The organism is Streptomyces cacaoi, assembly GCF_006539165.1.
GTDB classification, from domain to species: domain Bacteria; phylum Actinomycetota; class Actinomycetes; order Streptomycetales; family Streptomycetaceae; genus Streptomyces; species Streptomyces cacaoi.
In genome coordinates this window covers 210,269-228,487 of the sequence record NZ_BJMM01000004.1, presented here as the reverse complement: position 1 = coordinate 228,487, position 18,219 = coordinate 210,269, and the positions used below count along the sequence as shown (strand labels likewise).

The window sequence follows — 18,219 nt, the reverse complement described above, 5'->3', positions numbered from 1 at the left end:
GGCACCAGTGCCCCGCACCCGGCGCCCCGCGGCATCACCCCTCGGCGATGACCACGGCCGAGGCCACCCCGGCGTCGTGCGAGAGCGACAGATGCCAGCCGCGCACGCCCAGCTCCGCCGCCCGCTCGGCCACGGTGCCCCGCACCCGCAGGAACGGCTGCCCCGAATCGGCCGCCCAGACCTCGGCGTCCGTCCAGCGCAGCCCCTGCGGCGCGCCCAACGCCTTGGCCAGCGCCTCCTTCGCGGCGAACCGGGCGGCGAGCGAGGCGATACCGCGCCGCTCCCCGCTGGGCAGCCACAGCTCGGCGTCGACGAACAGCCGGTTCGCCAACTGCGGTGTGCGCTCCAGGGATTGGGCGAACCGGTCGATCTCCGCGACGTCGATCCCCACCCCGATGATCAACGGTCCTCCCCGGCGGTCCGCACCCGCGCGTCGACGGCCCTGCCGTCGAGATCGGTGACGCTCACCCCGCCGCCCCGGCGCACCTCCACGATCCGCCCGGGCTCCGGGTCGGGCTCGACCACGTCCCGGGTGTGGGCGAGGAAGGCCGCGGTGTCGGAGGCCAGATGGAACTCGCCGTCGCCGTCGCCGTCCGCGACGCCCACCGCGAGCGGCGCGCCCCGGCAGGCACCGACGGCGACCCCCGGCGCGTCGGCGTGCACGGCGACCAGCGCGTAGCCGCCCTCCAGCCGCCGGCAGACCTGACGCATGGCCTCGGCCAGCTCCCCGCAGGACGACAGGGCCTCGGCGAGCAGATGCGCGACGGCCTCCGTGTCCGTGTCCGAGACGAGTTCGTGGCCGCGCCCGCTCAACTCGGCACGCAGCGCGGCGGAGTTGGCCAGCGTGCCGTTGTGGACGACGGCCACCCGGCCCGCGTTGTCGAGGTGGGGGTGCGCGTTGAGGTCGGAGACCGCCCCCCGGCCGGCCCGCCGCAAATGGCCGATTCCCGTGCGTGCGTCGGGCAGCGGCCGGTCGGCCAGCTCCTTGTCGAGGTCGGCGAGGCCACCGGCCCTGGTGGCCGCGGCGATCCCCCCGTCGGCGACGACCGCGACCCCCGCCGAGTCGAACCCGGCGCCCTCACCGGCGCCGTCCAGCCGCCGCAGGCCCTCCAGTACGACGTCGAGAGCGGGTCCTCCGCCCACGTAGCCGGCGATTGCGCCCATGGATGCCCCTTCCAGCCCGCTGACCCGTGCGTCGAGCCTAACGAGCGAGAGGTGCGCTGCTGCCGGTAGGGGCCGCGGGCGAGGGCCGCCCGTGGGGCGCGGCGGAGGGCGGGGCTCAGGCGCCGCGCGCCATCCGCTCTATGGCGTCCTCGACCAGTTCCAGATACTCCGACTCCTCGCAGCGGGGCTTGCTGCCCATGACGTACAGCTCCAGGGACTCGGTGAGGTCCTCGGCCAGATCCTCCTCGGGAAGGCCGTCGGCGAGGTCGTCGTAGACCCGGCCGGCGGGGCCGTCGAGGGATGCGGGGCGGCGCTTGGCGGCGCGTGCGGAACGGGTGAGCGCGGGGCGTATGCGGCTCAAAGGGTGCGACATGGGCGGAACATAACGGCTTTCACACGGCGCGTACACCTTTCACCCACGCCGGCTTCAACTCCCGGCCATTCCCGGACGTCCCGCACCCCCCGCTCCCGACGTCCCTGCCTCCCCCGGACCCCCGCAGGCTCCCCTCTGCCTCCCGCCCAGGAGCCGTCGGCGCCCGGGGAGCAGAATGGCCCCGTGTCCACGAAGCCCTACGTCAACCTCAGCCGCGCCGAGTGGAGCGCGCTGCGCGAGCGCACACCGCTGCCGCTCACGGCCGCCGAGGTCGAGGAGCTGCGCGGCCTGGGCGATGTGATCGACCTGGACGAGGTCCGGGAGATCTATCTGCCGCTCTCGCGCCTGCTGAACCTCTACATCGGCGCTGCTCACCGCCGGCGCGACGCCCTCAACACCTTCCTGGGCGCACCGCCCGAGGCCCGCGCCGGCACCCCGTTCGTGATCGGCATCGCCGGGAGCGTGGCCGTCGGCAAGTCGACGGTCGCGCGGCTGCTCCAGGCGCTGCTCTCCTTCCCGCACGAGGCACCGGACGGGTCGGACGGCACACGCGCCGCGGAGCGCCGACGGGTCGACCTGGTGACGACGGACGGCTTCCTGCTGCCCAAGGCCGAACTCGAACGCCGCGGCCTGATGTCCCGCAAGGGCTTCCCCGAGTCCTACGACCGCCGCGCCCTGACCCGCTTCGTCGCCGAGGTGAAGGCGGGCAAGCCCGAGGTGTCGGGCCCGGTCTACTCACATCTGATCTACGACATCGTGCCGGGCGAGACGCTGACCGTGCGCCGCCCCGACGTGCTCATCGTCGAGGGCCTCAACGTGCTCCAGCCGGCCATGCCCGGCAAGGACGGCCGCACCGGGCTCGCGGTCTCCGACCACTTCGACTTCTCGCTGTACGTGGACGCCCGCACCGACGACATCCGCCGCTGGTACCTCAGCCGCTTCCGCCAGCTGCGCGCGACGGCCTTCCAGAACCCCCGCTCGTACTTCCACCGGTACACGCAGGTCAGCGAGGAGGAGGCGCTGGACTACGCCCGCAACACCTGGCGGACGATCAACGAGCCCAATCTGCGCCGCAACATAGCGCCCACCCGCGGCCGGGCCACGCTCCAGCTCCACAAGGGCCCCGACCACAAGGTCGAGCGCCTCTCCCTGCGGAAGTTCTGACCGGGCGTTCCGACCGGGCGCCCCGACCGGGAGGGGAGCGGGAGAAGCCGGAAACCAGCGGAACACAGCGGTCGGGGCGGGGACCGGCCCGGCCCCCGCCCCGACCGGCTCCGTCCTCAGCCCAGCGCGCTCTTCACCACATCGGCCAGCCGCCCCGCGACGGTACGGGCGTGCTCGATGTCGGCGGCCTCCACCATCACCCGCACGAGCGGCTCGGTCCCCGAGGGCCGCAGCAGCACCCGGCCGGTCTCCCCGAGCTGCGCCTCGGCCTCGGCGACGGCGGTGACGACCTCGGCGGCCGTGCCCACCCGGGACTTGTCCACGTCCGGCACATTGACCAGCACCTGCGGCAGCCGCTCCATGACGGCGGCCAGCTCGGCGAGCGGCGTACCGGTCGCCGCGACCCGCGCGGCCAGCATCAGCCCGGTGAGCGTGCCATCCCCGGTCGTGGCGTGGTCCAGGACGATGACGTGCCCGGACTGCTCACCGCCGAGGGAGTAGCCGCCGCGCTTCATCTCCTCCAGCACATAGCGGTCGCCCACCGCCGTCTGCTGCAACGAGAGCCCCGCCCGCTCCAGCGCCAGCTTGAAGCCGAGGTTGGACATGACCGTCGCCACGACCGTGTCCTTGCGCAGCTGGCCGGCCTCCTTCATCGCCAGCCCGAGGACGGCCAGGATCTGGTCGCCGTCGATCTCCTCGCCCGCCGCGTCCACCGCGAGGCAGCGGTCCGCGTCGCCGTCGTGCGCCACACCGAGGTCGGCGCCGTGCCGGACGACGGCGGCACGGAGCGCGGCCAGATGCGTCGAGCCGCACTCGTCGTTGATGTTGAGCCCGTCCGGATCGGTGCCGATCGTGACGACCTCGGCGCCGGCCCGCGCGAACGCCTCCGGCGAGACCCGCGCCGCCGCGCCGTGCGCACCGTCAATGACGACCTTGAGCCCGTCCAGCCGGTTCGGCAGCACCCCGACCAGGTGCGCGACATAGTTGTCGAAGCCCTCGTCGTAGTCCTTGACCCGGCCCACGCCCGCTCCCGTCGGCCGCTCCCACGGCTCGCCCGCCGCGTGCTCCCGGTACAGCGCCTCGATCCGGTCCTCCAGCTCGTCGGCGAGCTTGTGCCCACCGCGCGCGAAGAACTTCACGCCGTTGTCCGGCATGGGGTTGTGGCTGGCCGACAGCATCACGCCCAGGTCGGCCCCGAGCGAACCCGTCAGATAGGCCACCGCCGGCGTCGGCAGCACGCCCACCCGCAGCACATCCACCCCGGCACTGGCCAGCCCGGCCACGACGGCCGCCTCCAGGAACTCCCCGGAGGCCCGCGGATCGCGCCCGACGACGGCCACCGGCCGGGCCGCCTCCCCCGGCGTCGCGGCAGCGCCTTCGACGGCTCCGGCAGTTCCGGCGCCCTGGGCGCCCACCCCGGTCAGCACGTGCGCAGCCGCGACCGACAGCCCGAGCGCCAGCTCGGCCGTCAGCCCCTCGTTGGCGACGCCACGTACACCGTCCGTACCGAAGAGTCGTGCCACAGTCGTTCCTCCGAGTTCAGCGGGATTGCGAGGGCAGGCGGGGAGCGGGACCGCCCAGGCCCGAAGTGGGGACACCGGGTATGCGGGTACCTCGGGTATTTCCCGTTATCCCAGGTATACGCCCCGTTCACCCCGTGGCGGCACGCCGCCCCCCGCGGCCGGAGGGCGCGCTGCCGCCCGATAGACGGATGCCCCGTCGGCACCGAGGTGCCGACGGGGCATCCGTGAAGGCTCCAGCCAGCGCGGGGTCAGCGCTTGCTGTACTGCGTGCCCTTGCGGGCCTTCTTGAGACCGGCCTTCTTCCGCTCGACGGCACGCGCGTCGCGGGTCAGGAAGCCGGCCTTCTTCAGCGGGCCGCGGTTGTTGTCCACGTCCGCCTCGTTCAGCGCACGGGCCACACCCAGGCGCAGCGCGCCGGCCTGGCCCGAGATGCCGCCGCCGGAGATACGGGCGACCACGTCGTAGCGCTCGTCCAGCTCCAGCACCTTGAACGGCTCGTTGACTTCCTGCTGGTGCACCTTGTTGGGGAAGTAGCCCTCAAGGGTGCGGCCGTTGATCTTCCACTTGCCGCTGCCCGGGATGATCCGGACACGGGCGATGGCGTTCTTGCGGCGCCCGACACCGGCGGCCGGCTGCGGCTCGCCGAAGCGGGACGCCAGCGACTCCGAGGTGTACTCCTCGGGGGCCGCGGGGGTCTCGGTCGTGTACTCCTCGACGCCCTCGACGGGGGTCTCAGCGGTGGTCTCGGCCACGATTCTCCTCAGCTTCTCTTCGTCTTAGGGGGTGGCCGGACTTACTGCGCGACCTGGCTGATCTCGAACGGCACCGGCTGCTGCGCAGCGTGCGGGTGCTGATCGCCCGAGTAGACCTTCAGCTTCGAGAGCATCTGACGACCCAGGGAGTTCTTCGGGAGCATGCCCTTGACGGCCTTCTCCACGGCCTTCTCCGGGTTGTTGCGCAGCAGGTCGTCGTAGCGCACCGAACGCAGACCACCCGGGTAACCGGAGTGGCGGTAGGCCATCTTCTGGATGCGCTTGTTACCGGACAGGTGCACCTTGTCGGCGTTGATGATGACGACGAAGTCGCCGGTGTCGACGTGGGGCGCGTACACCGGCTTGTGCTTACCCCGGAGGAGGGTGGCGGCCTGGGAGGCCAGACGGCCCAGGACGACGTCCTGCGCGTCGATGATGTGCCACTGGCGCTGGACGTCGCCGGGCTTGGGGCTGTACGTACGCACGGTCGTAGCCTTCGCTTCTTCAGTGAATGGGAGCGCCCCGGATCCGTGAGGACTCGGGGGACTGGTCCTGACAAGGCCACCAGCGCGATCACGACAGGCCGGCTCCCCCGCGGTGACGCAACCGCGCGGGACCCCTGGTCATCGACCGGTAGGCCGGTGTAAAGACCCCCCACGTGAGAACAGGCAAGCCAATACACACAACGAAGCAAGAGGATACCGACCCTCCCCCGAGAGGGTCAAAACCGGCTGTACGCTCCCCCGGCCCGCACCTCCCGGCCGCCCCGTGCTCCCGGGGCCGGGCGCGGGCCCGCCCCCGCCGGATATCCGGCGACCGAGCCGTCACCGCCCGCGCACGAGCACATAAGATGCGCGCATGAGCTTTGGGCAGGGGGGACCCGAGTGGGGTTCCGGGGGATCGTCCACCCCCGACTGGGCCGCGCTGGCCGAGGAGGCCGAACGCGACCGTACACGGCGCAGGCGGTGGCTGCTGGCGGGCGGGGGCGCGCTCGCCACGGCCGCGATCGCGGGCATCGTCGCCTTCGCCGTCGTCAACGAGGGCGGCGGCGATCCCTCCGCCAAGCCCTCCGACTCCCTGCCGCCCTCCTCGGACCTGCCGTCCTCCTCTCCCCCGCAGCCCACCTTCAAGGACGAGCCGCCGCCCCCGCCGCCGCCCAAGGACTTCATCGCGGACGCCGAGCACGACAAGGCGCCGCTCAGCGCGAAGACGCTGTACCCGAGCGAGAAGGTCACCATCAACGGCCGCCCCTACCGGCGCACGGCCACCAGCACCAGCGACAGCTGCACCGACGCGGCCCACTCGGGCCTCGGCCCGGTCCTGAAGCGGCACGGCTGCCGCGCCCTGTACCGGGCCACGTTCACCCGGGACGGCCTCGCCGTCACCGTCGGTATCGCCGCCTTCTCCGACACCCGCGCCGCCGCCCAGGTCAAGAAGGAGTACCAGCCCAACCTGGTCGCCCTGCCCGGCGGCGGCGTCCCGGACTTCTGCCGCACGGTCACCTGCCGTACGACGGCCAACTCCCTGGGCCGCTACGCCTACTTCACCATCGCGGGCCGCACCGACGGCAAGGCGTCCGGCCCCGAGGACGAGGCCGCCCAGCGGGCCGCGCTGGACGGCTCGAACTACGGCTACGCGCGGGTGCTCCAGCGCGGCCGGGCGCAGTCCTCGGCCGCGGCGGAGGAACCCGGCTCCTGACCGGCCCGTCCCGGGTAGGTAACAAGTGGCCGCGCGCACCACGGAGTTGCGGCCGGGAGGACTAGTGTCACCGGCACACCACCGGGGCGGACAAGGGGGAGGCGCGCGGATGGGCCCGGAGCAGGCCGTGATCGGCTGCGTCGGCGAACTGGTCATCGGGACCCGCGGGGAGGCCGGCCCCGGCGAGGTCCTGGTCCGGATCCGCGGCGGCACGGAGACCTACATCGCCTGGTCCGACGAGCCGCTGCCCCTCGGCACGACCGTGCTGGTGATCGACTCCAGCGGCACCCGGCAGGTCCGGGTGAGCGCCTGGCGCGACCCCCTGGACGCCCTCGACGACGGTGCGGACCACGTCAGTTGAGGAGTGAACATTGTTCGGATACCGCGTCCCCGCACCCGACGAGGCCATGCTGATCTCCGGAGGCAGGCGGGGCCTGAAGGGCGCGCCCTTCCGGGTGGTCACCGGGCACGGCAAGTTCGTGCTGCCGATCTTCCGCAAGACCCGCTTTCTGACCCTGGCCATGCGGGAGGCCGAGGTGACCGAGTCCTGCGTCACCCGGCAGGGCATCGTGCTCACGGTGCGCGCCGTGATCGCCTTCAAGGTCGGCAACGACACCGAGAGCATCGTCAACGCCGGCCAGCGCTTCCTCTCCGAGCAGGAGCAGATGTCCGTGCTGACCGGCCGGATCTTCTCCGGTCATCTGCGCTCCATCATCGGCTCGATGACGGTGGAGGAGATCGTCACGGAGCGGCAGAAGCTCGCCACGGAGGTGCTGGAGACCTCCAAGGCGGAGATGAGCAAGATCGGCCTGATCGTCGACTCGCTCCAGATCCAGTCCATCGACGACGGCGACACCGGCTACATCGAGGCCATGTCGGCCCCGCACAAGGCCGCCATCCAGCGCCAGGCGAAGATCGCCGAGGCCCAGGCCACCCAGGCGTCCGTCGAGGCCCAGCAGGAAGCGGCCCGCAACCAGGCCGAGTACGAGCGGCAGACCGCCATCGTGGAGGCCGAGTACAAGGCCGAGGTCGACCGCGTCCAGGCACAGTCGGCGCAGGCGGGCCCGCTGGCCGACGCACACGCCCAGCAGGAGGTGCTCGCCGCGCAGACGGAGCTGGCCGAGCGCGCCGCCCAGCTGCGCCAGCAGGAACTGGTCGCCGAGGTCGTCAAGCCGGCGGAGGCCGACGCCCAGCGGATCAAGACGCTGGCCCTCGCCGAGGCCGAGCGGATGAAGATCCAGGCGGAGGCCGCGGCCTCGCACGACCGGGTGGCCCTGGACCAGCTCCTCATCGACCAGCTCCCGCAGATCGTCAAGGAGGCCGCGTCCGGCCTCTCCCAGGCCAACGTCAACGTGCTCAACGGGGCGGACGGCCTCGGCGAGGTCGCCGCCGGGCTGGTCAGCCAGGGCCTGACGATCCTCGACACGGTCAAGCAGAACCTGGGCACCCCGGCCGCCACGGGCCCGGCCTCGCCCGCACCCCGTGCCCCGCACGACGACGACGGCACGGTACCCATCCGCTGAGCCGTCTCCCCGACGTCCGGCGCTCCTCGTCCGGACCCCGCCGGGCACGCGGAGCCCGGCGGCTCCGGGCGCGCCCCCGCCCGGGCGCACGGGAGACCGCGCTCCCGCCGGTCAGCAGCAGCCGCCCGGCGGGTCCCCCGGCAGCGAACGCCGGCTGCGCGAGGCCAGATTGCGGGCCGCCAGGGCGTCGTCGGCGGGGTAGCCGACCTCCTCCAGGGTGAGCCCGTGCGGGCGCACCACATGCACCGCCGAGTCCCGGACCCCGGCGGCCAGCACCTTCGCCGGCCACTCCGGCGGGCGGTGCCCGTCACCGACGAACAGCATCGCGCCGACCAGCGAGCGCACCATGTTGTGGCAGAACGCGTCCGCACGCACCGTCGCCTCCAGCACCCCGTCGGGACGCCGCGTCCAGGACAGCTCCTGGAGCGTACGGATCGTCGTCGCGCCCTCCCGCCTCTTGCAGTAGGCGGCGAAGTCGTGCTCCCCCAGCAGGCCGCGCGCGGCCTCGTTCATCGCATCGAGGTCCAACGGCCAGTTGTGCCACAGCACATGACCGCGCTGGAGCGGGTCCGCGCCCCCCGGATGGTCGGTGACGCGGTAGGCGTACCGCCGCCAGATCGCCGAGAACCGGGCGTTGAAGTGCGGCGGCGCCACGGCGACGCGGAACACCCGGACATCCATCGGCAGCCGGCCGGCCAGCCGCCGCAGCAGATGCGGGCCGTGCTCGGCCCACACCTCGTCCGGCAGATCGACGTGCGCCACCTGCCCGCGCGCGTGCACGCCCGCGTCCGTCCGGCCCGCGACGGTCAGCTCGGGCGCCTCCCCCAGCCGCATCACGACCCGCAGCGCGTCCTCCAGCTCACCCTGGACGGTCCGCCGGCCGCCCTTCTGCTTCGCCCAGCCGGAGAACTCCCGGCCGTCGTAGGCGAGATCCAGCCGGACCCGCGTGAAACCAGGAGCTGCCTCGTCGCTCACTGTCTGTGCTTCCTTCCCCGGTGTTCCCCGACGACGAAAGCGGGCCCGCCCCCGAAGGGACGGACCCGCTTCACGAGACGAACGTCTCAGGCGTCCTTGGACTCGCCCTCGGCGGACTCGCCCTCGGCCTCGCCCTTCTTGAGGTCGGCCACGGCCTCGTCACCGGCGGCGTCCTTCGCGGACCGCTTCGTCGCCGCCTCGGCCTCGCCGACAGCGGTCTGCTGCACGGTCAGGGCCTCGACCAGCTCGATGACCGCCATCGGGGCGTTGTCGCCACGACGCGGGCCGATCTTGGTGATGCGGGTGTAGCCACCGGGACGGTTCTCGTAGCGCGGACCGATCTCGGTGAAGAGGGTGTGCACGACGCTCTTGTCGAGGATCGTGCGCATGACCTGCCGGCGGTTGTGCAGGTCGCCCTTCTTCGCCTTGGTGATCAGCCGCTCCGCGACCGGACGCAGACGACGGGCCTTGGCCTCGGTCGTCGTGATGCGGCCGTGCTCGAACAGCGCGGTCGCCAGGTTGCCCAGCATCGCCTTCTGGTGCGAGGCGCTGCCGCCCAGACGGGGACCCTTGGTGGGCTTCGGCATGATCCTTCTCCTTGTCTTGTTCCTGCGCCGGCCGTATCAGGAACCGGCGGCAGCCCCGGCCGTACCAGGTACCGGGCTCACGAACCCGCGCCCCGGAAGGGGCGCGGGGAACTGCGCGGCCAGCCACAGCGGGCCCGCAGAGAGGGACGCGCAGACCGACGGATCAGTACTGCTCGGTCTCCACACTCCAGCCGCGCGGGGGACGACCCCCGCGCCCCCGGCCGGAGGCGCGCAGGCCCACAGATCAGTACTGCTCGGTCTCCACGAAGCCGGCGTCCGCGTCGTCCTCCGCACCGAACGCGTCGGCGGCGGCGGTCGGGTCGAACCCGGGAGGGCTGTCCTTGAGGGCGAGGCCCATGCCCGCGAGCTTGGCCTTCACCTCGTCGATGGACTTGGCACCGAAGTTGCGGATGTCCAGCAGGTCCGCCTCCGAGCGGGCCACCAGCTCGCCCACGGAGTGGATGCCCTCACGCTTGAGGCAGTTGTAGGAGCGGACCGTCAGCTCCAGCTCCTCGATCGGCAGCGCCAGATCCGCGGCGAGCGCCGCGTCCGTCGGCGACGGGCCCATGTCGATGCCCTCGGCGTCGACGTTCAGCTCCCGCGCCAGGCCGAACAGCTCGACCAGCGTCTTACCGGCGGACGCCATGGCGTCCCGCGGCCGCATGGCCTGCTTGGTCTCGACGTCGACGATCAGCTTGTCGAAGTCGGTGCGCTGCTCGACACGGGTCGCCTCGACCTTGTAGGTCACCTTGAGCACCGGCGAGTAGATCGAGTCGACCGGAATCCGGCCGATCTCCTGCCCGACCTGCTTGTTCTGCACGGCGGAGACGTAGCCGCGACCGCGCTCGACGGTCAGCTCCATCTCCAGCTTGCCCTTGCCGTTGAGCGTGGCGAGGACCAGGTCCGGGTTGTGCACCTCGACACCGGCCGGCGGCGCGATGTCCGCGGCGGTCACCAGGCCGGGGCCCTGCTTGCGCAGGTACATCACGACCGGCTCGTCGTGCTCCGAGGAGACGACCAGGCTCTTGATGTTGAGGATGAGGTCGGTGACGTCCTCCTTGACGCCCGGCACGGTCGAGAACTCGTGCAGGACACCGTCGATCCGGATGCTGGTCACGGCCGCACCGGGGATCGAGGAGAGGAGCGTACGACGCAGGGAGTTACCGAGGGTGTAGCCGAAGCCCGGCTCCAGCGGCTCGATCACGAACCGGGACCGGAACTCGTCGACGACCTCTTCGGTCAGAGAGGGGCGCTGAGCAATCAGCATGAGATGTGTGCCTCCAGTTTTCGGCAACCGCTATTTGATGCCGTCACTGCAAGGGTACGGGCGGCCGGGCCCGATGGACCCCGACCGCCCGCCCCAGCAGAGCTGTGTGACCCGGATTACTTCGAGTACAGCTCGACGATCAGCTGCTCCTGCACCTGGGTGTCGATCACCTGGCGCTCGGGCAGCGAGTGGACGAGGATCCGCATCTTCGACGGAATCGACTCCAGCCAGGCCGGAACCGTCTTCTCGCCGGCCTCCGCAGCCGCCACCTGGAAAGGCGTGAGGTTGCGGGAGGAGGGGCGGACCTCGACGATGTCGTTCACGGACACCCGCGCCGAGGGGATGTCGGTCTTGCGACCGTTCAGCGCGATGTGGCCGTGCTTAACCAACTGACGTGCGTGGTCACGGGACTTGGCGAAGCCCGCCCGGTACACCACGTTGTCCAGCCGGGTCTCCAGGATGCGCAGCAGGTTCTCACCCGTCTTGCCCTGCTGGCGGTTCGCCTCGTTGAAGTACCCGCGGAACTGCTTCTCCAGGACGCCGTAGATACGCGCTGCCTTCTGCTTCTCACGCTTCTGCAACAGGTACTCGGAGTCCTTGGTGCGCCCGCGACCGTGCTCACCCGGGGGGTAAGGACGGATCTCGATCGGGCACTTCGCGCTCTCGCACTTGCTCCCCTTGAGGAAGAGCTTCTGCTTCTCCCGACGGCAACGCTTGCAGTCGGCCCCGGTGTAACGCGCCATGTGTCGTTGATCTCCTACTTCAGTTGTCTCAGACCCGGCGACGCTTCGGCGGGCGGCAGCCGTTGTGCGGGGTCGGGGTGACGTCCTGGATGGACCCGACCTCGAGGCCGGTGGCCTGGAGCGAGCGGATCGCGGTCTCACGGCCGGAGCCGGGGCCCTTCACGAAGACGTCGACCTTGCGCATGCCGTGCTCCTGGGCGCGGCGCGCGGCGTTCTCCGCGGCCATCTGCGCGGCGAACGGCGTGGACTTGCGCGAGCCCTTGAAGCCGACGTGGCCGGCCGAGGCCCACGAGATCACGTTCCCGGTCGGGTCGGTGATCGAGACGATCGTGTTGTTGAACGTGCTCTTGATGTGAGCGTGCCCGTGGGCGACGTTCTTCTTCTCCTTGCGGCGCACCTTCTTGGCGCCGGCCGTACGGCCCTTCGGAGGCATATAGAGATAACTCCCGTGAGGTGGTCGGTCCTACAACGCGGACCGCTTGCAGCGTGTCCGGTGCGGACTACTTCTTGCCCGGCTTCTTCTTGCCGGCGATCGCGCGACGCGGGCCCTTACGGGTGCGGGCGTTGGTCTTGGTGCGCTGGCCGTGGACGGGGAGACCACGCCGGTGGCGCAGACCCTCGTAGCAGCCGATCTCGACCTTGCGGCGGATGTCGGCCTGGATCTCGCGGCGGAGGTCACCCTCGACGCGCAGGTTGTTGTCCACGTACTCGCGGAGCTTGACCAGCTCCTCCTCGGCCAGGTCCCGCACGCGGGTGTCCGGGCTGACACCGGTCGCGGCCAGGGTCTCCCTGGACAGCGTGCGGCCGATGCCGAAGACGTAGGTGAGGGCGACCTCGACGCGCTTCTCACGCGGGAGGTCGACGCCTGCGAGGCGTGCCATGAATGTGGCTCCTGATGATTTCGTCGGAGGTCTGCAGCAGCGCCGCTCCCGTCCCCTGCCGACGGGCTCCGGGGAAGGTCCCCGGCCTCCGACCGGGGGTGTCGGCACGCTCAGGTGCCGGGCTCTGCTGTGTTGTCTGTTGCTCGCGTCGCGCGAAGAACTGCGAAAGGCAGGTCGTGCTTCAGCCCTGGCGCTGCTTGTGGCGCAGGTTGTCGCAGATGACCATGACCCGGCCGTGACGGCGGATCACCTTGCACTTGTCGCAGATCTTCTTGACGCTCGGCTTGACCTTCATGGTGAGGTTCTCCGGGTCTGGCCGCCCCACCCGGGAGGGAGACGGACGGCACGATCTGTCGATCTACTTGTAGCGGTAGACGATCCGCCCGCGCGTCAGGTCGTACGGAGACAGCTCCACGACGACCCTGTCGTCGGGAAGAATACGGATGTAGTGCATCCGCATCTTGCCGCTGATGTGCGCGAGAACCTGGTGCCCGTTCTGGAGCTCCACCTTGAACATGGCGTTCGGGAGGGACTCGACGACGGTGCCCTCGATCTCGATGGCCCCTTGTTTTTTGGCCATGCTTGAGCGCTTCACCTTCCGGGATCGGCTACCTGGGGTGACCCGGCGCACCTGGCGGAAGTCCGGAGGACGACTGCATACGGGTACACCTGGGCCGACGAGCCAGTCTACGTCACCCCGCCCGGAAAGACGAATCCGGGATTGTGCCCACTCCCCGCGATCGTTATGCCGCGGGAGCGGAAGTCGGCGCGGACGTCAGCCCAGCGGGTCCGGGGCGGTCTGGACGCCCAGCTCGGCCAGCTTGGCCCGGCCGCCGTCGGGCGCGGTCAGCACCAGCGGGCCCTGCTCGGTCAGCGCCACGGAGTGCTCCCAGTGCGACGACCACGTACCGTCATTGGTCTTGACCGTCCAGTCGTCGGACAGGACATGCGTCTTCGCCGTGCCCAGGCTCACCATCGGCTCGATGGCCAGGCACATCCCGGGCACCAGCTTCGGACCGCGGCCCCGCCGCCGCTCGACGTAGTTGAGCAGGTGCGGGTCCATGTGCATCTGGGAGCCGATGCCGTGCCCGCCGTAGTCCTCGATGATCCCGTACTTGCCGGAGGAGGGCCGCGGCTGTCGCCGGATGTAGCCCTCGATGGCCTTGGAGACGTCCACGAGGCGGTTGCCCTTGCGCATGGCGGCGATGCCGGCCCACATGGACTCCTCGGTGACCCGGCTCAGCTCGTGCAGCTCGGCGGAGTGCCCGTCGCCGACGAAGACGGTGAGCGCGGCGTCCCCGTGCCAGCCGTCGATGATGGCGCCCGCGTCGATGGAGAGCAGATCGCCGGCCTTGAGGACGGTGTCGGCGGACGGGATGCCGTGCACGACGACGTCGTTCACCGAGGTGCAGATGTTGCCGGGGAAGCCGCCGTAGCCCAGGAAGTTGGGCTTGGCTCCGTGGTCGGCGAGGACCTTGGCGGCGACCTCGTCGAGGTCCTTCGTCGTCGCGCCGGGCACCGCCGCTTCGGCGCACGCCTTGTGCATGGCGGCCACCACCAGCCCCGCCTCGCGCATCTTCGCGATCTGCTCGGGGGTCTTGAGCTCCACCATGTCGGCTGCCGCCTTCCTGCCTCGGACTACTGCTTCAAGTCTGCCAGCATGCGTCGGGGCCGGACCCGAAAGGTCCGGCCCCGGGATTCACGCTGTGTGCGCGTCAGTCGCGCCGGAGGGCCTGCATCGCGCGGGCCGTGACCTCGCCGACCTCACCCAGCGCGGAGATCGTCGTCACGAGATCCTGCGCCTTGTAGTGGTCGATGATCGGCTCCGTCTCGCTGTGGTAGACGGCGAGCCGCTTGCGCACCGTCTCCTCACGGTCGTCGTCCCGCTGGTACAGCTCGCCGCCGCACACGTCGCACACGCCGTCCTGCTTCGGGGGGCTGTACTCGACGTGGAAGACATGGCTGCTGTCGTTGCGGCAGATGCGCCGGCCGGCGATCCGCTTGACGACCTCGTCCTCGGGGACCTCCAGGTCCAGCACCGCGTCCAGCTTCTGGCCCGTCTCCGCCAGGTAGGCGTCGAGCGCCTCGGCCTGGGCGATGTTGCGGGGGAAGCCGTCGAGCAGGAAACCGGATGCCGCGTCGGGCTCCTGCATGCGGTCCTTGGCCATACCGATGGTGACCTCGTCCGGCACCAGCTGGCCGGCTCGCATGTACTCCTGCGCCTTCTGCCCGAGCGGAGTGCCCTGGCTGATGTTGGCGCGGAAGAGGTCACCCGTGGAGATGTGCGGAATCGACAGGTTCTCGGCGAGGAATGACGCCTGCGTTCCCTTGCCCGCACCCGGCGGCCCGACGAGGACGATACGCATCAGCGGAGGAACCCTTCGTAATGGCGCTGCTGAAGCTGGCTCTCGATCTGCTTCACGGTCTCAAGCCCGACGCCCACGATGATCAGGATGCTCGTCCCGCCGAACGGGAAGTTCTGGTTGGCGTTGAACAAGATCAGCGCGACGGTCGGCACCAGAGCGATCAGACCCAGATACAGAGAGCCCGGCCACGTGATGCGGTTCAGCACGTAACTCAGGTACTCCGCCGTGGGACGGCCCGCCCGGATGCCCGGGATGAAGCCACCATACTTCTTCATGTTGTCGGCCACTTCTTCGGGGTTGAAGGAGATGGCCACGTAGAAGAACGCGAAGAAGACGATCAGCAGGAAGTACGTGGCGATGTAGAGCGGGTGGTCACCCTTCACGAAGTGCGCCTGGATCCACTGCGCCCACCCGGCCTGCGAACCGCTGAACTGCACGATGAGCGCCGGAATGTAGAGCAGCGACGACGCGAAGATGACGGGAATCACACCGGCCTGGTTGACCTTCAGCGGAATGTACGTCGACGTTCCGCCGTAACTCCGGCGCCCGATCATGCGCTTCGCGTACTGCACGGGAATACGGCGCTGGGCCTGCTCGACGAAGACCACGAGCGCGACCATCGCGAGCCCGCAGACGATCACGGCCCCGAACTCGATCCAGCCGTCGGCCAGTTTGCCCTGCTTCTTGATGGCCCACAGCGCGCCCGGGAAGCCGGCCGCGATCGAGACGAACATGAGGATCGACATGCCGTTGCCGATACCGCGGTCGGTGATCAGCTCACCCAGCCACATGATGAGGCCGGTGCCGGCGGTCATCGTCAGGACCATCACGACCGTGGTGAAGATGGACTGGTCCGGAATGATCTGGGTGGCGACGCTGCAGTTCTGGAAGAGCGAGCCGCTGCGCGCGGTGGCGACGAGGCCGGTGGCCTGGAGGATGGCGAGCGCGACGGTCAAGTACCGCGTGTACTGCGTGATCTTGGCCTGACCGGCCTGCCCCTCCTTCTTCAGCGCTTCGAGGCGGGGAATGACCACGACCAGCAGCTGCAGGATGATGCTCGCCGTGATGTACGGCATGATCCCGAGAGCGAAGATCGTGATCTGGAGCAGCGCACCGCCACTGAACATGTTGACCAGGCCGAACAGGCCCTGCGCGCCCTTGGCCTCGTCCATACACGCCTGGACGTTCTCATAGCTGACGCCCGGCACCGGGACGTGCGCTCCGATCCGGAAGAGCACCATGATGCCGAGCGTGAACAGCAGCTTCTTGCGCAGGTCGGGCGTCTGGAACGCCCGGGCGAACGCGGTGAGCACGGTGCCTCCTGCGCCCCCCGCGGTCTACTGGCGCGAGAGGTGACGGTCTTGAGGATCGACAGATATCAACAGTGCACGCCACCTTACCGGCGACGGCACGAGCGAGAAACGACAGCTTGGCAAACGACCAGCCGGGGATGCCCCGTTGGGACATCCCCGGCCTGTCGTTCACCCGGTCAACGAACTCAGATGAGTTCGGTGACGGTGCCGCCGGCGGCGGTGATCTTCTCCTTGGCGGAGCCGGAGACCTTGTCGACGGTCACCGTCAGGGCCACGGAGATGTCACCCGAGCCGAGCACCTTGACGAGCTCGTTCTTGCGCACGGCGCCCTTGGCGACCAGGTCGGCCACCGTGACCTCCCCGCCCTCCGGGTAGAGAGCGGCCAGCTTGTCCAGGTTCACGACCTGGAACTGCTTGTGCGCCGGGTTGTTGAAGCCCTTGAGCTTGGGCAGCCGCATGACCAGCGGCATCTGCCCACCCTCGAAGCGCTCCGGAACCTGGTAGCGGGCCTTCGTGCCCTTGGTGCCGCGACCGGCCGTCTTGCCCTTGGAGGCCTCACCGCGACCCACGCGGGTCTTGGCGGTCTTGCCTCCGGGGGCCGGACGCAGGTTGTGCACCTTCAGGGGGTTGCCCTGGGGCTCAGCCATGTCAGTCGACCTCCTCGACCGTCACGAGGTGGCGCACGGAGTGCACCTGACCGCGCACGACGGCGCTGTCCTCGCGAACGGCCACATCGTTGACGCGCTTGAGACCGAGGGTCCGCAGCGTGTCACGGTGGTTCTGCTTCGTCCCGATGACGGACCTGTTCTGCGTGATCTTCAGGCGTGCCATTACGCGTTCACCCCTGCACGCGCCCGCAGCAGAGCGGCGGGAGCCACGTCCTCCAGCGGCAGGCCACGGCGGGCGGCGATCTCCTCGGGGCGCTGAAGCCCCCGGAGAGCGGCCACCGTGGCGTGCACGATGTTGATCGGGTTGGCCGAGCCGAGCGACTTGCTCAGCACGTCGTGGATGCCCGCGCACTCCAGCACGGCACGCACCGGGCCACCGGCGATGACACCGGTACCGGGCGAAGCCGGCTTCAGCAGCACGACACCCGCGGCCTCTTCACCCTGGATCGGGTGCGGGATGGTGCCCTGGATACGCGGGACCTTGAAGAAGTGCTTCTTGGCCTCCTCAACGCCCTTGGCGATGGCGGCCGGCACCTCCTTGGCCTTGCCGTACCCGACACCCACGGTGCCGTCACCGTCGCCCACCACGACCAGCGCGGTGAAGCTGAAGCGACGACCACCCTTCACAACCTTGGCGACTCGGTTGATCGCAACGACGCGCTCGACGTACGCGGTCTTCTCGGCGCCCGCGCCGCCGTCCCGGCCCTTACGGTCCCGCCGCTCGCCGCCACCGGCGCCGCCACCGCGGCGCTGGGGTCCAGCCATTGGAATTACCTCTCTCGTTTACGTCCGCTAGCTACGCAGCGACGTTTCGGTCGCTGCCGCGACGGGCGAACTCAGAACTTGAGCCCGGCCTCACGGGCGGCGTCGGCCAGAGCGGCAATCCGCCCTGCGTACTTGTTGCCACCGCGGTCGAAGACGACGGCCTCGATGCCCGCTGCCTTCGCGCGCTCCGCGACGAGCGCGCCGACCTGCTTGGCCTGCTCGCCCTTGCCGCCCTCGGAGCCGCGGATCGAGCCGTCCAGGTGCGACGCCGAGGCCAGCGTGTGGCCCGCGATGTCGTCGATGACCTGGGCGGTGATGCCGCGGTTGCTGCGCGTCACCACGAGGCGGGGACGCTCGGGCGTACCCGAAACCTTCTTGCGGATCCGGATGTGACGGCGCTTGGTGGCGGCACGCTTGTAGGCGTCGCCCTTGGCGATCTTCACGCCGTATGCCATGG

The 18,219-nt window shown here is 70.3% G+C and carries 24 protein-coding genes and 1 pseudogene; 4 read left to right on the top strand and 21 right to left on the bottom strand.

The genetic code is table 11. The features are described from left to right. Positions 1–34 precede the first annotated feature (34 nt). The 3 genes and pseudogenes from SCA03_RS06465 to SCA03_RS06455 all read right to left on the bottom strand — a co-directional run bounded on the left by SCA03_RS06465 (position 35) and on the right by SCA03_RS06455 (position 1,537). Positions 35–403 carry a holo-ACP synthase gene (locus tag SCA03_RS06465; RefSeq protein WP_030883987.1) on the bottom strand — a complete coding sequence of 123 codons (369 nt, stop codon included), beginning with the start codon at positions 401–403 and terminating at the stop codon, positions 35–37. A 23-nt stretch (positions 404–426) separates the two neighbouring features. Continuing rightward, positions 427–1,164: pseudogene (locus tag SCA03_RS06460) on the bottom strand (glutamine--fructose-6-phosphate aminotransferase); the annotation flags it as partial. Positions 1,165–1,279: 115 nt separating this feature from the next. After that, positions 1,280–1,537: a hypothetical protein gene (locus SCA03_RS06455; protein ID WP_030883983.1), complete on the bottom strand. Its 258-nt coding sequence runs from the start codon at positions 1,535–1,537 to the stop codon at positions 1,280–1,282. Between the two features lie 183 nt (positions 1,538–1,720). On the opposite strand from SCA03_RS06455, the gene coaA reads away from it, so the two are divergent. Beyond that, positions 1,721–2,701, top strand: coding sequence for a type I pantothenate kinase (coaA, locus tag SCA03_RS06450; protein WP_030883981.1), 981 nt, complete (start codon positions 1,721–1,723; stop codon positions 2,699–2,701). Positions 2,702–2,817: 116 nt separating this feature from the next. On the opposite strand, the gene glmM is transcribed toward coaA, so the two are convergent. The 3 genes from glmM to rplM all read right to left on the bottom strand — a co-directional run bounded on the left by glmM (position 2,818) and on the right by rplM (position 5,461). After that, positions 2,818–4,224: a phosphoglucosamine mutase gene (glmM, locus tag SCA03_RS06445; RefSeq protein WP_030883979.1), complete on the bottom strand. Its 1,407-nt coding sequence runs from the start codon at positions 4,222–4,224 to the stop codon at positions 2,818–2,820. A gap of 248 nt (positions 4,225–4,472) precedes the next feature. Next, on the bottom strand, positions 4,473–4,976 hold the full coding sequence (gene rpsI, locus SCA03_RS06440; RefSeq protein WP_030883977.1) for a 30S ribosomal protein S9: 504 nt from the start codon (positions 4,974–4,976) through the stop codon (positions 4,473–4,475). 41 nt (positions 4,977–5,017) lie between these two features. Continuing rightward, positions 5,018–5,461: a 50S ribosomal protein L13 gene (rplM, locus tag SCA03_RS06435; RefSeq protein WP_030883975.1), complete on the bottom strand. Its 444-nt coding sequence runs from the start codon at positions 5,459–5,461 to the stop codon at positions 5,018–5,020. A gap of 373 nt (positions 5,462–5,834) precedes the next feature. Between rplM and SCA03_RS06430 the strand changes: the two genes are divergently transcribed. From SCA03_RS06430 to SCA03_RS06420, 3 genes are all read left to right on the top strand, one after another. After that, entirely contained in the window at positions 5,835–6,674 is an 840-nt protein-coding gene (locus tag SCA03_RS06430; RefSeq protein ID WP_030883973.1) for an LIM domain-containing protein, read from the top strand. Between the two features lie 109 nt (positions 6,675–6,783). Then, entirely contained in the window at positions 6,784–7,035 is a 252-nt protein-coding gene (locus tag SCA03_RS06425) for an NfeD C-terminal domain-containing protein (protein ID WP_030883959.1), read from the top strand. Positions 7,036–7,045: 10 nt separating this feature from the next. Beyond that, positions 7,046–8,197 (top strand): flotillin family protein, encoded by a 1,152-nt coding sequence (locus SCA03_RS06420; RefSeq protein WP_030883957.1) that lies wholly within the window; start codon positions 7,046–7,048, stop codon positions 8,195–8,197. A gap of 111 nt (positions 8,198–8,308) precedes the next feature. Here SCA03_RS06420 and truA read toward each other — a convergent pair whose 3' ends face one another. From truA to rplR, 15 genes are all read right to left on the bottom strand, one after another. Then, a complete protein-coding gene (truA, locus tag SCA03_RS06415; RefSeq protein ID WP_086816115.1) occupies positions 8,309–9,172 on the bottom strand; it encodes a tRNA pseudouridine(38-40) synthase TruA in 864 nt (287 codons plus the stop codon). Positions 9,173–9,258: 86 nt separating this feature from the next. Then, positions 9,259–9,759 (bottom strand): 50S ribosomal protein L17, encoded by a 501-nt coding sequence (gene rplQ, locus SCA03_RS06410; RefSeq protein WP_030883952.1) that lies wholly within the window; start codon positions 9,757–9,759, stop codon positions 9,259–9,261. A 244-nt stretch (positions 9,760–10,003) separates the two neighbouring features. Continuing rightward, positions 10,004–11,026 (bottom strand): DNA-directed RNA polymerase subunit alpha, encoded by a 1,023-nt coding sequence (locus tag SCA03_RS06405; protein ID WP_030883950.1) that lies wholly within the window; start codon positions 11,024–11,026, stop codon positions 10,004–10,006. Between the two features lie 116 nt (positions 11,027–11,142). Beyond that, a complete protein-coding gene (gene rpsD, locus SCA03_RS06400; RefSeq protein WP_030883947.1) occupies positions 11,143–11,769 on the bottom strand; it encodes a 30S ribosomal protein S4 in 627 nt (208 codons plus the stop codon). Positions 11,770–11,797: 28 nt separating this feature from the next. After that, positions 11,798–12,202, bottom strand: coding sequence for a 30S ribosomal protein S11 (rpsK, locus tag SCA03_RS06395; protein WP_016473404.1), 405 nt, complete (start codon positions 12,200–12,202; stop codon positions 11,798–11,800). A 67-nt stretch (positions 12,203–12,269) separates the two neighbouring features. After that, positions 12,270–12,650 (bottom strand): 30S ribosomal protein S13, encoded by a 381-nt coding sequence (rpsM, locus tag SCA03_RS06390; RefSeq protein WP_030883943.1) that lies wholly within the window; start codon positions 12,648–12,650, stop codon positions 12,270–12,272. A 181-nt stretch (positions 12,651–12,831) separates the two neighbouring features. Then, positions 12,832–12,945, bottom strand: coding sequence for a 50S ribosomal protein L36 (gene rpmJ / locus SCA03_RS06385; protein ID WP_003956441.1), 114 nt, complete (start codon positions 12,943–12,945; stop codon positions 12,832–12,834). Positions 12,946–13,008: 63 nt separating this feature from the next. Beyond that, positions 13,009–13,230, bottom strand: coding sequence for a translation initiation factor IF-1 (gene infA, locus SCA03_RS06380; RefSeq protein ID WP_003948620.1), 222 nt, complete (start codon positions 13,228–13,230; stop codon positions 13,009–13,011). Positions 13,231–13,425: 195 nt separating this feature from the next. Then, positions 13,426–14,262, bottom strand: a complete 837-nt coding sequence (gene map, locus SCA03_RS06375) for a type I methionyl aminopeptidase (RefSeq protein WP_030883941.1) — start codon at positions 14,260–14,262, stop codon at positions 13,426–13,428. Positions 14,263–14,365: 103 nt separating this feature from the next. Continuing rightward, positions 14,366–15,016 (bottom strand): adenylate kinase, encoded by a 651-nt coding sequence (locus tag SCA03_RS06370; protein ID WP_030883939.1) that lies wholly within the window; start codon positions 15,014–15,016, stop codon positions 14,366–14,368. Next, the gene (secY, locus tag SCA03_RS06365) at positions 15,016–16,329 is read right to left on the bottom strand and encodes a preprotein translocase subunit SecY (protein ID WP_030883936.1); all 1,314 of its coding nucleotides are present in this window, start codon (positions 16,327–16,329) and stop codon (positions 15,016–15,018) included. Before secY ends, SCA03_RS06370 begins: the two co-directional genes overlap by 1 nt. A gap of 185 nt (positions 16,330–16,514) precedes the next feature. Then, positions 16,515–16,976, bottom strand: coding sequence for a 50S ribosomal protein L15 (gene rplO, locus SCA03_RS06360; RefSeq protein ID WP_030883933.1), 462 nt, complete (start codon positions 16,974–16,976; stop codon positions 16,515–16,517). A gap of 1 nt (position 16,977) precedes the next feature. Continuing rightward, a complete protein-coding gene (gene rpmD / locus SCA03_RS06355; protein ID WP_030883930.1) occupies positions 16,978–17,160 on the bottom strand; it encodes a 50S ribosomal protein L30 in 183 nt (60 codons plus the stop codon). Continuing rightward, a complete protein-coding gene (gene rpsE, locus SCA03_RS06350; protein WP_030883926.1) occupies positions 17,160–17,762 on the bottom strand; it encodes a 30S ribosomal protein S5 in 603 nt (200 codons plus the stop codon). The genes rpmD and rpsE overlap by 1 nt, the downstream gene beginning before the upstream one ends. A 71-nt stretch (positions 17,763–17,833) precedes the next feature. Then, on the bottom strand, positions 17,834–18,217 hold the full coding sequence (gene rplR / locus SCA03_RS06345) for a 50S ribosomal protein L18 (RefSeq protein ID WP_030883924.1): 384 nt from the start codon (positions 18,215–18,217) through the stop codon (positions 17,834–17,836). Between the last annotated feature and the right edge of the window lie 2 nt (positions 18,218–18,219).

What these genes read in the sequence shown, in the direction of transcription:
- SCA03_RS06455 (WP_030883983.1), bottom strand. Translation starts at nt 1,537, where the DNA reads ATGTCGCACCCTTTGAGCCGCATACGCCCCGCGCTCACCCGTTCCGCA.
- SCA03_RS06430 (WP_030883973.1), top strand. Translation starts at nt 5,835, where the DNA reads ATGAGCTTTGGGCAGGGGGGACCCGAGTGGGGTTCCGGGGGATCGTCC.
- SCA03_RS06425 (WP_030883959.1), top strand. Translation starts at nt 6,784, where the DNA reads ATGGGCCCGGAGCAGGCCGTGATCGGCTGCGTCGGCGAACTGGTCATC.
- rplQ (WP_030883952.1), bottom strand. Translation starts at nt 9,759, where the DNA reads ATGCCGAAGCCCACCAAGGGTCCCCGTCTGGGCGGCAGCGCCTCGCAC.
- SCA03_RS06405 (WP_030883950.1), bottom strand. Translation starts at nt 11,026, where the DNA reads ATGCTGATTGCTCAGCGCCCCTCTCTGACCGAAGAGGTCGTCGACGAG.
- rpsD (WP_030883947.1), bottom strand. Translation starts at nt 11,769, where the DNA reads ATGGCGCGTTACACCGGGGCCGACTGCAAGCGTTGCCGTCGGGAGAAG.
- rpsK (WP_016473404.1), bottom strand. Translation starts at nt 12,202, where the DNA reads ATGCCTCCGAAGGGCCGTACGGCCGGCGCCAAGAAGGTGCGCCGCAAG.
- rpsM (WP_030883943.1), bottom strand. Translation starts at nt 12,650, where the DNA reads ATGGCACGCCTCGCAGGCGTCGACCTCCCGCGTGAGAAGCGCGTCGAG.
- rpmJ (WP_003956441.1), bottom strand. Translation starts at nt 12,945, where the DNA reads ATGAAGGTCAAGCCGAGCGTCAAGAAGATCTGCGACAAGTGCAAGGTG.
- infA (WP_003948620.1), bottom strand. Translation starts at nt 13,230, where the DNA reads ATGGCCAAAAAACAAGGGGCCATCGAGATCGAGGGCACCGTCGTCGAG.
- map (WP_030883941.1), bottom strand. Translation starts at nt 14,262, where the DNA reads ATGGTGGAGCTCAAGACCCCCGAGCAGATCGCGAAGATGCGCGAGGCG.
- SCA03_RS06370 (WP_030883939.1), bottom strand. Translation starts at nt 15,016, where the DNA reads ATGCGTATCGTCCTCGTCGGGCCGCCGGGTGCGGGCAAGGGAACGCAG.
- rplO (WP_030883933.1), bottom strand. Translation starts at nt 16,976, where the DNA reads ATGGCTGAGCCCCAGGGCAACCCCCTGAAGGTGCACAACCTGCGTCCG.
- rpmD (WP_030883930.1), bottom strand. Translation starts at nt 17,160, where the DNA reads ATGGCACGCCTGAAGATCACGCAGAACAGGTCCGTCATCGGGACGAAG.
- rpsE (WP_030883926.1), bottom strand. Translation starts at nt 17,762, where the DNA reads ATGGCTGGACCCCAGCGCCGCGGTGGCGGCGCCGGTGGCGGCGAGCGG.
- rplR (WP_030883924.1), bottom strand. Translation starts at nt 18,217, where the DNA reads ATGGCATACGGCGTGAAGATCGCCAAGGGCGACGCCTACAAGCGTGCC.